Annotated in this window: 17 protein-coding genes; 4 read left to right on the forward strand and 13 right to left on the reverse strand. The window is 66.8% G+C overall.

Annotation, left to right across the window (positions count from 1 at the left end; genetic code table 11):
• Nucleotides 1-37: 37 nt before the first annotated feature.
• From MYCSM_RS20140 to MYCSM_RS20155, 4 genes are read left to right on the forward strand one after another with little or no spacing between them, the layout of a single operon-like run.
• Nucleotides 38-613, forward strand: coding sequence for a PaaI family thioesterase (locus MYCSM_RS20140; RefSeq protein WP_015308006.1), 576 nt, complete (start codon nt 38-40; stop codon nt 611-613).
• On the forward strand, nt 610-2,163 hold the full coding sequence (locus MYCSM_RS20145; RefSeq protein WP_015308007.1) for an FAD-binding protein: 1,554 nt from the start codon (nt 610-612) through the stop codon (nt 2,161-2,163). Before MYCSM_RS20140 ends, MYCSM_RS20145 begins: the two co-directional genes overlap by 4 nt.
• 2 nt (nt 2,164-2,165) lie before the next feature.
• Nucleotides 2,166-2,972: an SDR family NAD(P)-dependent oxidoreductase gene (locus tag MYCSM_RS20150; protein WP_015308008.1), complete on the forward strand. Its 807-nt coding sequence runs from the start codon at nt 2,166-2,168 to the stop codon at nt 2,970-2,972.
• Nucleotides 2,973-2,982: 10 nt separating this feature from the next.
• A complete protein-coding gene (locus MYCSM_RS20155; RefSeq protein WP_015308009.1) occupies nt 2,983-4,026 on the forward strand; it encodes an NAD(P)H-dependent amine dehydrogenase family protein in 1,044 nt (347 codons plus the stop codon).
• Between the two features lies 1 nt (nt 4,027).
• On the opposite strand, the gene MYCSM_RS20160 is transcribed toward MYCSM_RS20155, so the two are convergent.
• The 13 genes from MYCSM_RS20160 to MYCSM_RS20220 form a co-directional block, all read right to left on the reverse strand.
• A complete protein-coding gene (locus MYCSM_RS20160) occupies nt 4,028-4,636 on the reverse strand; it encodes a maleylpyruvate isomerase family mycothiol-dependent enzyme (protein ID WP_015308010.1) in 609 nt (202 codons plus the stop codon).
• Between the two features lie 8 nt (nt 4,637-4,644).
• Nucleotides 4,645-5,121: an SRPBCC family protein gene (locus MYCSM_RS20165; protein ID WP_015308011.1), complete on the reverse strand. Its 477-nt coding sequence runs from the start codon at nt 5,119-5,121 to the stop codon at nt 4,645-4,647.
• Nucleotides 5,118-5,438 carry an ArsR/SmtB family transcription factor gene (locus MYCSM_RS20170; protein WP_015308012.1) on the reverse strand — a complete coding sequence of 107 codons (321 nt, stop codon included), beginning with the start codon at nt 5,436-5,438 and terminating at the stop codon, nt 5,118-5,120. The genes MYCSM_RS20165 and MYCSM_RS20170 overlap by 4 nt, the downstream gene beginning before the upstream one ends.
• 33 nt (nt 5,439-5,471) lie before the next feature.
• The gene (locus MYCSM_RS20175; protein WP_015308013.1) at nt 5,472-5,798 is read right to left on the reverse strand and encodes an STAS domain-containing protein; all 327 of its coding nucleotides are present in this window, start codon (nt 5,796-5,798) and stop codon (nt 5,472-5,474) included.
• A complete protein-coding gene (locus tag MYCSM_RS20180; RefSeq protein ID WP_015308014.1) occupies nt 5,798-8,314 on the reverse strand; it encodes a SpoIIE family protein phosphatase in 2,517 nt (838 codons plus the stop codon). The genes MYCSM_RS20175 and MYCSM_RS20180 overlap by 1 nt, the downstream gene beginning before the upstream one ends.
• Before the next feature lie 128 nt (nt 8,315-8,442).
• A complete protein-coding gene (locus tag MYCSM_RS20185; RefSeq protein WP_015308015.1) occupies nt 8,443-9,282 on the reverse strand; it encodes a DegV family protein in 840 nt (279 codons plus the stop codon).
• A gap of 2 nt (nt 9,283-9,284) precedes the next feature.
• A complete protein-coding gene (octT, locus tag MYCSM_RS20190) occupies nt 9,285-10,013 on the reverse strand; it encodes a diglucosylglycerate octanoyltransferase (RefSeq protein WP_015308016.1) in 729 nt (242 codons plus the stop codon).
• On the reverse strand, nt 10,003-10,671 hold the full coding sequence (gene gpgP, locus MYCSM_RS20195) for a glucosyl-3-phosphoglycerate phosphatase (protein WP_015308017.1): 669 nt from the start codon (nt 10,669-10,671) through the stop codon (nt 10,003-10,005). The genes octT and gpgP overlap by 11 nt, the downstream gene beginning before the upstream one ends.
• Complete coding sequence (gene rsfS, locus MYCSM_RS20200) at nt 10,668-11,036, reverse strand: ribosome silencing factor (RefSeq protein WP_015308018.1); 369 nt, start codon at nt 11,034-11,036, stop codon at nt 10,668-10,670. The genes gpgP and rsfS overlap by 4 nt, the downstream gene beginning before the upstream one ends.
• Nucleotides 11,033-11,653: a nicotinate-nucleotide adenylyltransferase gene (gene nadD, locus MYCSM_RS20205; RefSeq protein WP_257720761.1), complete on the reverse strand. Its 621-nt coding sequence runs from the start codon at nt 11,651-11,653 to the stop codon at nt 11,033-11,035. The genes rsfS and nadD overlap by 4 nt, the downstream gene beginning before the upstream one ends.
• A 128-nt stretch (nt 11,654-11,781) precedes the next feature.
• Nucleotides 11,782-13,224 carry a vWA domain-containing protein gene (locus MYCSM_RS20210; protein WP_015308020.1) on the reverse strand — a complete coding sequence of 481 codons (1,443 nt, stop codon included), beginning with the start codon at nt 13,222-13,224 and terminating at the stop codon, nt 11,782-11,784.
• On the reverse strand, nt 13,224-14,099 hold the full coding sequence (locus MYCSM_RS20215) for an AAA family ATPase (RefSeq protein ID WP_015308021.1): 876 nt from the start codon (nt 14,097-14,099) through the stop codon (nt 13,224-13,226). The genes MYCSM_RS20210 and MYCSM_RS20215 overlap by 1 nt, the downstream gene beginning before the upstream one ends.
• A 9-nt stretch (nt 14,100-14,108) precedes the next feature.
• Nucleotides 14,109-15,356: a glutamate-5-semialdehyde dehydrogenase gene (locus MYCSM_RS20220; protein WP_015308022.1), complete on the reverse strand. Its 1,248-nt coding sequence runs from the start codon at nt 15,354-15,356 to the stop codon at nt 14,109-14,111.
• Nucleotides 15,357-15,420 lie beyond the last annotated feature (64 nt).

A 15,420-nucleotide genomic window follows, 5' to 3' on the forward strand; every position in this document is an offset into this window, starting at 1 on the left:
GGAGACCGGCATTGCGTGCCAGCTACGGAGGATTCGCGTGACGACCCACGAAACGCTCACTGCATCGGTGCGTCGGCTCATAGACGCGACCATTCGCACCGAAGCGGATGCGGCGACGATCACGGCGGCGAAGGATGATATCGACTCGGCTACAGCACAATCGAGTGCTGCGTTGATGCCGGGATCATTCGGCGTGCAGTCCACACCCGACGGACGATCTATCGCCTTGGGCAATGTCGTCATTGGCGTACGCAATCCGGTCGCTCCTCCCCTGGTGATTCACGATGGTGCGGACGGCGTGGTGCACACAGACTTCCTTCTGGGCGCCGCCTACGAGGGACCGCCAGGGATGGTTCACGGCGGTGTCTGCGCGTTGATCCTCGACCACGTTTTGGGCGCGACCGCGCATCTGCCCGGTAGGCCCGCCTACACCGGCACGCTGACGCTGCGGTATGTGCGCGGCACTCCCCTCGGACAGCAGCTGCGTGCGGAGGCGCACGTCGAGCGGACGGAGGGATCGAAGACATTCGCAGTCGGGCATATCGCTGACGCGGAGGGCATCACCGTTCAAGCTGAGGGCGTGTTCATCCATCCGAAGAGAGCCGGGCATTGACGACTTGGGCCGACGAAACCGACGTGATCGTTGCCGGATCCGGCGGCGGGCTGGTCGGCGCGTACACCGCCGCCCGCGAAGGCCTATCGGTCATGGTCGTGGAGGCCAGCGAACTGTTCGGCGGCACCACCGCGTACTCCGGCGGCGGGGGCATGTGGTTTCCGTGTAACCCGGTCCTGCGCCGGGCCGGTGCCGACGACACCCTCGACGACGCGTTCGCCTACTTCCATGCCGCAGTCGGCGACCGCACTCCGGTGGAGTTGCAGCGTGCATATGTGTACGGCGGCGCCGAGCTGATCGCCTACCTCGAAGACGACGAACGCTTCGAGTTCGACATCCTGCCGTGGCCCGATTACTACGGTCGGCTACCGCACGCGCGCATCGACGGGATGCGGCACACCGTCATGAAACCGCTTCCCGCCCAACGCCTTGGCGAGCTGGCCGACCGGATTCGCGGCCCGTTGGACAGGGAGCGTCTGGGCGCGGACGTGCCGAAGTATCTGATCGGAGGGCGGGCGCTGATCGGCCGGTTTCTCGCAGCGATCACGTCGTACCCGCGTGCCTCGGTTAATCTCAACAGCCCGCTGGTCGAGTTGGTCACGTCCGACGGCTGCGTCCTCGGCGCAGTGGTCGAGCAGGACGGTCGACGCCGCACCATCCGCGCCCGCGCCGGCGTGCTTCTGGCCGCGGGCGGCTTCGAGAACAATCCCGCCCTGCGCCAACGCTTTGGTGTGCCCGGGGATGCCCGGGACACCATGGGCGCGCCAGGCAATCTCGGCCTGGCGCTGCAGGCCGGCATCGCCGCAGGCGCTGCGACCGACCTGATGGACCAGGCCTGGTGGTCGCCCGGGTTCAGCCATCCCGACGGACGCTCCGCATTCTCGCTGTGGTTCACCGGCGGCATCTTCGTCGGTCAGAATGGCAAGCGTTTCGTCAACGAATCCGCACCTTACGACCGGATCGGCAAGGCAATCATCGACCAGATCTCCAGTGGTGCAATGACATTGCCGTTCTGGATGATCTACGACGACCGCGAAGGACTTGTCCCGCCCGTGAAGGCCACTAATGTGTCGATGGTCGACCCCGAGCGCTACGTCGACGCCGGCCTGTGGCACACCGGGGACACGCTGCCCGAACTCGCGGCCAAGATCGGAGTCGATGCCGACAACCTCGTCGAGACGATGAAGCGCTACAACGAGTTCGTCGCAGCGGGCGTCGACGACGACTTCGGGCGCGGCGACGAGGCCTATGACCGCGCGTTTTCGGGCGGCAAGTCACCGATGGTGTCGATCGACAAGGCGCCCTATCACGCCGCCGCGTTCGGGCTCTCCGATCTGGGCACCAAGGGCGGCCTCGTCACCGACAGCCACGCCCGCGTGCTCGACACCGACGGCAACCCGATCCGTGGACTCTATGCCGCGGGCAACACGATGGCCGCGGTGACCGGCGCCGTCTATCCGGGCGGCGGCATCCCCATCGGAGCGTCGATGTTGTTCAGCCACCTCGCCGCACTTCATATGGCGACTCATATCTCACCCAGGAGGAACTGACTATGGCATCTCTCGAGCGGTACGCCGACCGTCGCGTGCTGATCACCGGCGCCGGATCCGGCATCGGGCAGGCCACCGTGCTGCGGATTCTCGACGAAGGTGGCCGCGTCGTCGCGGCCGACATCAGCGAGTCCGGCTTGAAAGACACTGTCGCCAAGGCCGACTCGCACGCAGATCGGCTGAGCACTGTGGTCCTCGACGTCGCGAGCGAGGAGTCCGTCACGGAGGGCGTTGCCGAGGCGGTCGAAGCGCTCGGAGGTCTGGATGCCCTCATCAACGCAGCCGGAATCCTGCGGTCGTCGCACTTCCTGGACACCACGCTTGCCGACTTCGAGCAGGTGTTGCGGATCAACCTCGTCGGCACCTTCCTGATGATCCGCGCGGCTCTGCCTTCGTTGCGCGACGGCAATGATCCGGCGGTCGTCAACTTCAGCTCAACCTCGGCGTCCTTCTCGCATCCGTACATGTCGGCGTACGCCGCGTCCAAGGCGGGCGTCCAAGCGATGACGCACGCCCTCGCGCTGGAGTTCGCCAAGGAGCGGATACGGTTCAATTCGGTTCAGCCGGGCTCGATTTCGTCGGGAATGACCGACGGCATCGGCGAATCCAAGCAGAGCATCGGCCCCGGACTACCTGCCGATGCGGATTTTTCGCTGTTCGGCAAGATCACCCCGGTGCTGCCGCTCGATGACGGCGGGATGTTCGCCAAGCCGGACGCCGTCGCCGCTGTCGTCGCGATGCTCGCCTCGTCGGACGCCTACTTCGTCACCGGAACAGAGGTCCGCATCGACGGCGGCACCCACATGTAGATTGCTGCGAATGAGCAGACCCATACGCGTCATCCAATGGACCACCGGCAATATCGGGCGGCGGTCGCTGCACGCGATCATCGGGCGGGACGACATGGAGCTGGTCGGCGTGTACGCGCACGGCGCCGACAAGGTCGGCGTCGACGCCGGTGAGCTCGCCGGCTGGCCCGAGCCGACCGGGATCACGGCCACCAACGACATCGATGCGTTGCTCGCGCTGAAGCCCGACGCGTGTTGTTACAACCCGCTGTGGCCGAACATCGACGAGCTGGCCCGGCTGCTGGAGGCCGGCGTCAACGTGTGCTCCAGCGCGGCGTGGATCACCGGGGGCAAGCAGTCACCCGAAGACCTGGAACGCGTCCGAAAGGCTTGCGAGAAGGGCAATTCCACGATTTTCGGTAGCGGCGCGCATCCCGGGATGACCAACCTGGTCGGCATGGTGCTGAGCGGGTCGTGCGAACGGGTCGACGAAATCCGGATCACCGAGTCGGTGGACTGCTCGACCTACGAATCGGCGGGTACGCAAACCGCGATGGGGTTCTCGCAGGACCCCGATACGCCAGGTCTTGCCGAGAGCGTGCGGCGCGAAAGCGAAGTGTTCGCCGAGTCGGCCGCGATGATGGCCGACGCGATCGGCGCCAAGCTCGATCGGATGACATTCGACGTGCAGTTCACGGCGGCCACCGGTGACACCGACCTGGGATTCATGCAGATCCCGGAGGGCACGGTCGGCAGCGTCTACGGCTATCACCGCGGATGGGTCGGCGACCGCAACGTCGTCAGCGTCGGGTTCAACTGGACCATGGGCGACCATGTCACCCCGCCGAAGCCGCTGGAGCACGGCCACGTCATCCAGGTGTTCGGGCTGCCCAACATGCGCACCGTGCTGCACTGCCTGCCGCCGAAGGACTGGACCGAGCCAGGGTTCATGGGCCTCGGCATGATCTACACCGCGATGCCGGTGACGAACGCGGTGCCTGCCGTCGTTGCGGCCCCGCCCGGCATCGTGACGCTGAAGGATCTGCCGCCGATCACCGGCCGTTTCGGCGGCTAGCTCAGAATCGTTGGGCCAGTTTGGCTTTGCCGGGCCCGTTAAGGTCGTCGAGAGCGGCACGGCGGCCCGCCATGGCCATCAACACTGCCTCTCCGCTGCCCCGCACCTCTGGCCCCTTGCCGTACGCCCAGTCGACGTCGGTGGCCACCAGGCGAACGCCGCGCGCCTGCAGGGCACCCAACAGACGCGGCGCCCATATGGTGAAATCCAGTGCGGTCCGCAATGATTCGTCGGGTATGGTGCGCGGAATTCCGAGCGGTCTTCGGATGTCCTGCTGGTGGATCATCCCGTCGGTGAGCGCAATCTTGCCGCCGAAGCCCGACGTCAAGCCGCGCGGAACGGCGTATTGCCGCATCAGCGCGGTCAGCTCCTCGGCCGACGTGAGTGAATATTCCGCGACGCCCAATGCGTTGGCTCCGCCACGAGTTACGAGGCCTTTTGCCATGCGCCGCAACAGCTGTCCGGGGCTCAGTGCGTCGTATCCGATCACATGAGCGACGACGTCGCGGACCCGCCACCGATCACACAGCGTCGGGCTGTCCCACTGCTCTGGAGTCAAACCCTCCAACAGCGCGGCGAACTGTTCGCGTTCGGCGCGCGCCATCTCCATCGTCGGCGTCACTGACCGAAGAGGTCGGCGTAGCGGCCCAGGTACAGCGGCCAGCCGGCATCGCCGTCGACGCCCGCTGCGACCGACTCCCACCCGTCACCGTGGCGTTCGATATGGCGGTGCTCCAACTCGACGCGCGTGCGCTCGGCAGACTCCGCGGTGAAGCGGACTTCGACCTCGCTCGTGTGGGCCGGGTCGGTTTCCAGCCGCCAAGTCGGCCCGATGTCCCAGGTGAAGACGACGCGGTTCGGCGGCTCGAAGGCGACGATTCTCGCCCACTTGCACAGGCTGCCGTCCTCGCCGCGGTCATAGATGTGTCCGCCGACGCGGCCCTCCAACACTGTCTCGACGATGGGAACGCTCAGCAGATTGTGTTCGCGCGGCTTGAAGTCGCCGAACCTCTCGGTGAACACGCGAAATGCACGGTCGAGTGGGGCGTTGACGACGACGTCGTGACGGATGCTTACGGGTCGCGCTTGCGTCATGATTCCTCTCCTTCCAGATCCTCGACGGTGTCTTTGAAACCGGCCAACGCCTGCACCCAGAACCGGTCGAGGTCGGCGCGCAACGCTTCGAGCCCAGTCGGGTCCAACTGATAGACCCGTCGTGTGCCTGCGGCGCGGTCGCGCACCAGCCCGGCACGTTTGAGGACTTTGAGATGTTGCGATACCGCGGGCCTGCTGACGGGCAGGTCACGGGCGAGTTCGCCCACTGCCATCGGCCCGTGCGCGAGACGTTCCACGATCGAGCGCCGGGTGCGGTCAGCGAGCGCCACCCAGACGTCGTCTTGGTAAGTCTGCACGAACCGTAAGCTACCACTTACCAATGCGGGTGATCAACGGTCGTCGAATGTCGCCGCCGATTCGATGGTGACCAGCTCGGCCAGGCCGCTGATAGTGAGGCTGCGGATCAGCACGGGATGGACGATGAGATGGATGTGGTCGGCGACGTGGTACAGCGCGTTGATGGCAGCGCTGTCGAGGTATTCGACTGCAGTCAGGTCGACGGTGAGCCGTTCGCCGCTGGCAGCTGCCTTCGCAGTGGAATCGGTGAGCGCCTGGCTGAAGGCGTCGATGTTGCTGAGGTCGATTTCTCCAACCGCGATGAGCACAAGCGTCCCGTCGCCTCGACACGTGGTGTCGAGGGTGAGCGCGGCGGACATCAGCCGATCCTCGCCGTCAGGTGGACAGTGGTACCGGCAACGCCAGGGTCGATGGCGACCTCCTGCATGAGCGCGCGCATCAGCGCGATGCCGCGACCGCGAGTGGAATCTCTCGCCGGCTGAGGAGGTTTCCACGAGCCGCTGTCAGTGACGGTCAATTGCACCCGGTCGACCATTGCCGTCCCGCCCACGCTGATGATTCCCCCTGGATTGTCGCGGTGGCCATGCTCGATCGCGTTGGCGACGGCCTCCCCCACAGCGATGAGGACGTCCATACTTTGATCCGGATTCACCAGGGCTCGTTTCAGCCAGCCGCGTAGGGCGTGCCGGGCAGGCGCGAGTTGGCTTGCGTGGGCGGGAAATTCAAGCTCAAGTGGGCTTGGGTGCCGGTAGAGCAACACGACCACGTCGTCCTGATACCCGCCAGCGGGCGCGACACCGGACATGATCTGGTTCGCCAGATCATCCAGTGTGGACGTGCGGCCGTCCCGAACGACCTCGGCGACTCGGGCGATACCGTCGTCGAGCCCTAGTCCGCGACGTTCGATCAGACCGTCGGTGTAAAGCAGCAGAGTCGCGCGCGGTGGGACAGTCACCCGTGCTTCGGGGCGGGGCCTATTGGGTCGTACTCCTAACGCAATGGTGTGGCCATCCTCCAGGATCCGAACTGCGCCGTCGGCGTCGACGAGGATGGGCGGCGGGTGCCCGGCGCTGGAGTACACGAGTTCGCCAGTCTCTGGATTGAGCACCCCGCAGACAACCGTTGTGCATTGGGCGCCGGGGAGCCGAGCGGCGAAGCGATCCATTCCCGCCAAGGCGGCACCCGGACTGGGGTCGCTGAACAGCAGCGCACGGCAGGCGCTGCGCACCTGGCCCATCACGGTGGCGGCGGCAAGACCGTGGCCGACGCAGTCCCCGACGATCAGCGCGATGCGCCCGTCCTCGAGGTCGACGATGTCGTACCAGTCACCGCCCACCTGAAGGGGCCGGCTCGCGGCCTGATAGCGCGCCGCGAATCCGCCAGGCAGGTGCGCGGGACCGAGGATGGCGTGTTGCAGTGCCAGGGCGGTTTCGCGCTGCTTGTCCACTTGGTGCACCCTCTGCAAACCCTGGCCGAGGCGCCCCGCCAGCACCGTGAGCAACGTCTGATCCTCGAGGGTGAACGGCCGCTGCTCAGCCAGCTCGATCCAGACCACAAGCACGCCCTCGGGGTGCTGCAGCGCGATGCCCGCCGTCCCCGGCAGGGTGGTGTTCGGGGGGCTGAGCAGATCGCCGTCGCGCAGTTCGCTGAGCATCTGTCGGGTCTGAGGCGGCAGGTCGCCCCACGTCGCGGCTTCGCCGACCGACACGACACGCGGTGTGCCATCGGCGGTCTCCCCCGGAGTCGTGAAGGTGACGGCCATTACCAGGCGCGCCCGCCACAGTCGGCGAAGTTCCTCCGCCGCCGCGCGTAACGCGTCCTCGACGGTATCGGCTTGGGCGAGTTCCTGGTTGAGCGCATGTTCGCGACCTGCAGCCAGGGCCAACGCGATCGCTGCGTGTCGGGCGAAGTCACTGACGAGGTCGAGGTAGTCGTTGCCGAACGGCGCCTGCTGCGGCTGGCGAGCGACAGCGATCACCCCCAGCACCCTGCCGTCGGCGACCAGCGGTATGACGATCGCGGACCGCTCGCCGACATCCGTGAATCCCTCGATCGGATATTGGAAGGAGTCGGTGATCAGCGGTATACCGCGACGCGCCACCCCGCCGGTGGTGGAGCCGTCCATCGGAACCTGCTGACCCATCACCTGCGAGGCGTACCGGCCCGCCGTAGCAGCCACGACAAGGGTGTCGACTTGTTCTGGCAGGTCAGGCTCCCTCGGCACCAGCAAGATCGCCTGCTCGGCGTCGGCCAGCTCGAGGGCTCTGTTCACGATGAGCTGCAACGGCCCCATCTGGGGATCGCCGGAGAGCAGCGCGGTGGTGATCTCGCGACTGGCGCTTGTCCATTTCGCCGATTCGCGTTCTCGCTCGAAGAGTCGCGCATTGTCGATGGCGGCCGCGGCCGCCGTTGCTAGTGCGCGCACGGCGCTCTCCTGGGAATCGGAGAACGCCCGGCCGGGCCTGTCGTCTGCTAGGTAAAGAATTCCAAAGTCGCTACCGCGCACCGTAATTGGTATCCCGAGCAGTGCCCGTAGCGGTGGCTCGTGTGTGTCGAGCAGGCCGGCATGCGGATGCGCGGTCAAGTCATCGAGGCGCAGCCCGTCGCCAACGGGGAGCTCACCGAGCCGACGTGCCGTCTCGTCATCGATCCCGGCGTGAACGCCCGAGACAAGGGTGCCGTCGGGTGCGCGTAGCCCCAGCACTCCATATCGGGCCCCGGCAAGCTCGATCGCGGCGTTGACGATCCGCTTCAGCGTCACGTCCAGGTCCAAGTCGGACCCGATCTCGACGATCGCCCGCACCAGTTGTTCCATCTGGTCGCGTGCCGCCGCCAGCTCGCTCAGCTGGTCACGCTCGCCCCGGTGGTCTTCCATCCGTGCAAAACCTCTTCATCATTATTTCACCTGAACCGGCGAACGCGACGCGACCGCGCTTGGAGAGCCGACGGCCGCCGCGTGCTTGAGTACCCAGCGAACGCCCCGAATACCCACCTGAACGCGACTCATTGCTCGGCCAGTTGCACGGCGACGCCGACCGCCCCGCCACCCACGTGAATCGACAACACTGGCCCCATGTCGGTGACGACGAGCGACTCGATCTGAGGCAAGCGCGTGGTCAACGCGGCGCCGATCTCGTCGGCGGCATCGTGGTTGTCGACGTGGTGCACGGCGATCGATGCCTGCCGCTCCCCTACCACCTCGGCGACCTTGTCGATCATCGCGATGTGCGCCTTGGTCACGGTGCGGATCCGTTGATCGAGTACCAGGTGCCCGTCGACGTCGAGACACAGCAGCGGCTTCAGCGACAAGGCCGTGCCCAGCCGCGACGCTCCCTTGCTGATCCGTCCACTGCGGCGCAAGTTGTCCAGCCGGTGCACCACGACGAACACATGCCCGCGCGATTGCGCCGAACGGGCCGCTGTCTCAACGGCATCCAGGTCAGCACCCGAGGCAGCCGCGCGCGCCGCGGCCACTGCGACGAACCCGACACCCATCGCCGCCGAGCGCGAGTTCACCACCCGGACCGCAGGGCCGAAGTCCCGCGCCGTCTGTGCGGCCGCGCTGTAAGTGCTCGACAGCGCCGCCGAAAGATGCACGGCCACAACGCCGGCGCCGTCGCTGTCGGTCAGCGCCTGTTGGTAGATCTCGGCAAGCTCCGCGGGTGTGGCACCGGCCGTCGTGACTTTTGGGCGGTCGTGAATGTCGTAGGGCACGTCGTCGATGCCGTCGCGCAGGTCGATTCCGTCGACCAGGACGTGCAGCGGCACCTGCCGGATGTCGTACTCCTTGAGCTCGTCGGACCCAAGGCGGGACGACGAGTCGGTCACCACGACGACAGCCATGACTACCGCGAATCCTCTTGCTGCACACCCGCTTCGGCGAGAGCCTTGAGCATCAGCCCGGCAACGGCCTGATGCGCCTCGAAGTTCCAATGAATGCCGTCGGGGTTGCCACGGCCGCCCATGACGTGCTCCTCCACGGCCGCCTTGAGGTCGACGAGCGGCACGTCGTGCTCTTCGGCCCATGCCGTGATTGCCTTGGCGGTGCCTTCGCGGCCGTGATGCGCTTTTCCGTAGGTTTCCGCGATGTGCACTGACGGCAGCGACGCGACGATCGGTATCCCCGGTCGGTTGAAGTCGATTGCCCCGCGGGTCATTTCGAGGTATTCGACGGAAACGTGCGGCGGAAGGGCCGCGCGCGAGATCGGCGACAGCCGCGGCTGTGCCCAGCCGTAGCCGTCGCGCACCCAGCGCCGCAGCCAAGCTGGCCGGACGTACCGGATCAACTCACGCAACGCGGTGGGCAGCGGCGACGGCAGCGAATCCATGCCGCCGGTCGCGAAGACCACCGCGCCCGCTCGCGGGAGTGCCGCCCACGCCCGCGGGTCTTGAGTGGCGGCCCACCAGATGTCGCGGCAGGTCCAGCCGATCCGACCGATCACCTCGACGTCCCAATCTAGTTGTGTGGCAACGATGTTCGGCCAGATTCGCGGGTCGTCGGCGGGTAGTCCGCCGGTCGGCCCGTAGTAGGACAGCGAGTCGCAGAAGACCAACAGGCTCTTTCTAGAGGACATCGTTGGCGACCTGAGCCGAGGCGTTCCACACATCGAGTCGCCAGCGGATGTCTTCTAGCACGGCATCGGGCTCGCTGTGCCCGGACAGCTGCACCCAGCTGGCGTTGCCCATGCCGCCGAGCGCCGGCCAGTTGTCGACAGGCAGCGCCAGCAGCGCCGCCGTCAACGCCGCGATCAGTCCGCCGTGCGCGACCAGGACCACCGGCCGTTCGGGATCGTCGATGCCCCACTCGGTTTGGTCGACGATCAGCTCGGCCAGCAGCGGCATGCTGCGCGCCGCCACGTCGACCCTGCTTTCGCCGCCGTGCGGCGCCCAGCGGGCGTCGTCGCGCCACGCCAGTCGCGCCCCCGGGGCCGCGGCGTCCACCTCGAGATGCGTCATGCCCTGCCAGTCGCCCAGGTGCGTCTCGCGTAGCCGGGTGTCGACCAGCACCGGCTGGCCCGACCGCTCACCTAACGCGACCGCAGTGTCCAACGCGCGCCGCAGATCCGACGACACGATGACCAAGGGCTGCCTTTTCGCGAGCACCTCCGCGGCGGCCGCGGCCTGATCGCGACCCAGGTCGGACAGCTCGGTGTCGAGCTGGCCCTGCATCCGGCTGCCTGCGTTGTAGTTGGTCTGCCCGTGCCGCAGCATCACCAGCCGGCGCACCCTCATGGCGCGGCGTCCAGATCGACGGGCACGATTGGGCAGTCGCGCCACAACCGGTCGAGGGCGTAGAAGTCACGCTCGTCCTGGTGCTGGATATGCACGACGATGTCGACGAAGTCGAGCAGGGTCCACCGGCCTTCGCGGGCGCCTTCGCGACGGGCGGGCTTGTATCCGGCGAGGCGCATCTTCTCCTCGACTTCATCGACGATTGCGTTGACCTGGCGCTCGTTGGACGCCGATGCGATGACAAAGCAGTCGGTGATGACGAGCTGTCCCGAAACGTCGATGACGACGACGTCTTGGGCGAGCTTGGAGGCGGCCGCGCGCGCCGCGACGGTGGCCATCTTGACGGCTTCGTCGGTGGCGGTCATTCGCCTGCGTCCTTCGTCATCGGTTGGGCAGCGTAGAGGTGTCGTTTGGCGACGTACTGGACGACGCCGTCGGGCACCAGGTACCAGATCGGCCGGTTCTCCTCGGCGCGCTTGCGGCAGTCGGTCGACGAGATCGCCAGCGCGGGCACCTCGACGAGCGTCAATGCGTCGGCAGGGAGCTCGGCCAGGGCCGCCGCGATGTGCTTGCCGTCCAGCTCGTAGCCGGGCCTGCTGACCCCGACGAATTTGGCGATCGAGAACATCTCCTCCCAGTTCTGCCACGACAGGATCGAGGCCAGTGCGTCGGCGCCGGTGATGAAGTACAGGTCCGCGCCGGGGTTCACAGCTCGCAGGTCGCGCAGCGTGTCCTTGGTATACGTCGGGCCGCGGCGGTCGATGTCGACCCGGCTGACAGAAAACCGCGGGTTCGACGCCGTGGCGATGACGGTCATCAAGTAGCGATCCTCGGCAGCCGTGACACCGCGGTGGTGCTTCTGCCAGGGCTGGCCCGTCGGCACGAACACCACTTCATCGAGCTCGAACAGGTCGGCCACCTCACTGGCCGCGACCAGGTGGCCGTTGTGGATGGGGTCGAACGTCCCACCCATCACCCCCAGCCGCCGTCGTGAAGTCACAAACAGCCAGCTTACGGGAGTGCCGTCGGCGGCTCTCCCTGCCGCGAACGTGGGTTACCCGCACGCTTTCGCCCCCACCAAAGCGTGCGGGTAACCCACGTTCGGCGGAATTAGACGGGCAGCAGCGCGTCGATGACTCCTGCCAGCTGCTTGGCCGACCTGCATTCGTGCATCGTGATGACGTCCTGATACCGCGGCACCGCCGAGTCGCCGCTGCCCCACAGGTGCCTGGGCTCGGGATTCAGCCAGTGCGCGTGCCGGCTGGCGTTGACCATGTGGGCCAGCAGCTCGGTCTCCGGGTTGCGGTAGTTGTTGCGCCCGTCGCCGAGCACCAGCAGCGAGCTGCGTGGCGAGAGCACGTTCGGCCACTTCTCCATGAACGAGACGAACGCGTTGCCGTAGTCGGAGTGGCCGTCGCGGGTGTACACACCGGCCTCACGGGTGATGCGCTGCACCGCGACCGCGAGATCGGAGTCGGGCCCGAACAACTGCGTCACCTCGTCGGTGGTGTCGATGAACGCGAAAACGCGAACGCGCGAGAACTGCTGACGCAACGCGTGCACCAGCATCAGAGTGAAGTGGCTGAAGCCCGCCACCGAACCGGACACGTCGCACAACACGACCAATTCGGGGCGCGCGGGGTGCGGCTTCTTCAGCACCACGTCGATCGGCACGCCGCCCGTCGACATCGACTTGCGCAGCGTCTTGCGCATATCGATCTCACCGGCGCGGGACCGACGCCTGCGTGCAGCAAGCCGCGTCGCGAGCGTGCGCGCCAGCGGCGCCACCACCCGCCGCATGTTGCGCAACTGTTCGCCTGAGGCCCGCAGGAATTCGACGTTCTCGGCGAGCTGCGGGACGCCGTACATTTGCACATGTTCGCGGCCCAGCTGCTCGGCGGTGCGGCGCTTGGTCTCTGCCTCGACCATCTTGCGCAGCTGTGAGATACGTTGGGCAGCAAGCGCTTTGGCGATCTCTTCCTGTGTAGGCGTCGGCTCGTCGCCGTAAGGCGCGAGCAGCCCCGCCAGCAGCCGGCCTTCGAGGTCGTCCAGGCTCATGGCCTTGAGCGCCTGATACGACGAGTACGACGGGCCGCGGCTGGACTGATAGCGGCCATAGGCTTCGACGATCTGTGCGATCATCGCCGCCAACCGCTCATCCATGTTGGCCAGATCGGCGTTCTCGCTGAGCATGTCGACCAGTGCGGTGCGCAGCGCCTCGATGTCCTCCGGGGGCAGGCCCTGCTCGTCCTCTGCCTCCTCGTCATCATCCAGCACTGTTCTGGCGCCGAGTGCCGCCGGGAAGAACAAGTCGAACATCGCGTCGTAGGTGTCGCGGTGATCGGAGCGGCGTAGCACCGCGCATGCGAAGCCCTCGCGCAGCGCCTCACGGTCTCCGAGGCCCAACACCGACAGCACCCGGCCGGCGTCGACGGTCTCCGACGGTCCTACCGAAATCCCTTGCTTACGTAGCGCTTCCACGAATTCGACCAGGTGGCCGGGGATTCCGTTGGGGGCCAGCGGCTGAGGCGGGCGGACGCGGCGAGCGGCCATCAGTTCAGCCTCAGCTCCCCTGCGGCCTTGACCTGATCGGACTGATGCTTGAGCACCACGCCGAGCGTCGCCGCGATCACCTCGTCGTCGATGGTGTCCATGCCGAGCGCCAGCACCGTGCGCCCCCAGTCGATGGTCTCGGCCACCGACGGCAGCTTCTTGAGCTGCATGCCGCGCAGCACACCGATGATCTTGACCAGTTCCTGGGCTAGATGTTCGGGCAACTCGGGAACCCGCGACAGCAGGATGCGGCGTTCGAGGTCGGGATCGGGAAAGTCGATGTGTAGGAACAAGCATCGACGCTTCAGCGCCTCGGACAACTCCCGCGTGGCATTGGAGGTCAGCAGGACGAACGGCGGGCGTTCGGCGGTGATAGTGCCCAATTCCGGCACGGTGACCGCGAAGTCGGACAGCACCTCGAGCAGAAGTCCCTCGATCTCGATGTCGGCCTTGTCCGTCTCGTCGATCAGCAGCACCGTCGGTTCGGTGCGCCGGATCGCGGTCAGCAGCGGGCGCGTCAGCAAAAATTCCTCGCTGAACACGTCGGTTTTTGTCTGTTCCCAGTCGCCGTGCCCGGCCTGGATCCGCAGGATCTGCTTGGCGTGGTTCCACTCGTAGAGTGCGCGCGCTTCGTCAACTCCCTCGTAGCACTGCAGCCGCACCAGCCCGGATCCCGTGCACTGCGCGACCGCGCGTGCCAGCTCGGTCTTGCCGACACCCGCGGGGCCCTCCACCAACAGCGGCTTGCCCAGCCGGTCGGCGAGGAATACCGCTGTGGCCGTTGCGGTGTCGGGCAGGTAGCCGGTCTCGGCGAGCCGTCGCGCGACATCGTCAATGTCGGCGAACAGCGGCGCTGGGCGTGCGGGGACGCTCACATGTGCTCCTTAGACGGGACGGGTGTGGCCGTCGCCCCACACAATCCACTTGGTTGACGTCAATTCGGGCAGGCCCATCGGTCCGCGGGCGTGCAGCTTCTGGGTCGAGATGCCGATCTCGGCGCCAAACCCGAATTGCTCACCGTCGGTGAACGCCGTCGACGCGTTGACCATCACCGCGGCCGCGTCGACGCGCTCGCTGAATCTTTGGGCCGCAGCGAGATTCGTCGCAACGATGGCCTCGGTGTGCCCTGTGCCGTATTCGTTGATGTGCGCGATCGCCGCGTCCAGCCCATCGACCACCGCGAGCGCGATGTCCATCGACAGGAACTCTGCGCGCAGTTCTTCCTCGGACGGGTCGTCGTGCACGGTGACGCCGGCGTCCTTCAGCGCCTTGGTCAGCCGCGGCACCGCGTGCTCGGCGATCGAGCTGTCGATCAGCAGCGACTCAGCGGCGTTACACACGCTGGGCCGACGGGTCTTGGCGTTCAGCAGGATGTGCTCGGCCACATCGAGGTCGGCCGATTCATGAACGTACACATGGCAATTGCCAACACCGGTCTCGATGGTCGGCACCATGGCGTCGCGCACCACCGCGTCGATCAGCCCTGCTCCACCACGAGGGATCACCACGTCGACGAGCCCCCGCGCCTGAATCAGATGCGTGACGCTGGCGCGGTCCTCGCTGGGCAGCAACTGCACCGCGTCGGGGTTGCGGTTCTCGAGTTCCAGCGCATCGCGAAGTGCCTTGACCAGAGCGGCATTCGACCGCGCCGCCGACGAACTGCCGCGCAGCAGCACCGCGTTGCCTGACTTGAGCGTCAGCCCAAACGCGTCGACCGTGACGTTCGGCCTGCCTTCGTAGACGATGCCGACCACGCCGAGCGGAACCCGCTGCTGTCGGAGCTGTAGCCCGTTGGGCAGTGTGCGCCCGCGCAGCACCTCCCCGATCGGGTCGGGCAGGCCAGCGACCTGACGCAGACCTGAGGCGATGCCGTCGATGCGGTTCGGGTTCAGTGCGAGCCGGTCGAGCATCGCCTCCGGCGTGCCCGCCGCCTTGGCGGCAGCCAGGTCCTCGGCGTTGGCGGCGAGGATGGCGCCCGCGTCGCGCAGCAGATTGTCGGCCGCGGCGTGCAGGGCGGAGTTCTTGGTCTCGGTGCTCCAGATGGCCAATTCGCGAGCGGCGACCCGCGCCCGTCGCGCGGCGTCGTGCACTTGCTCGCGCAAGCCGGAGACGGCTGCTGCCTGCACACTCATTCACCCAGCGTATCGGACATGCCCGGGCCGCTCGACGGGTGTCAGGTCGGGCCCGGCTGCGTTA

Origin of the sequence: Mycobacterium sp. JS623 (assembly GCF_000328565.1) — a bacterium.
Lineage (GTDB): Bacteria > Actinomycetota > Actinomycetes > Mycobacteriales > Mycobacteriaceae > Mycobacterium.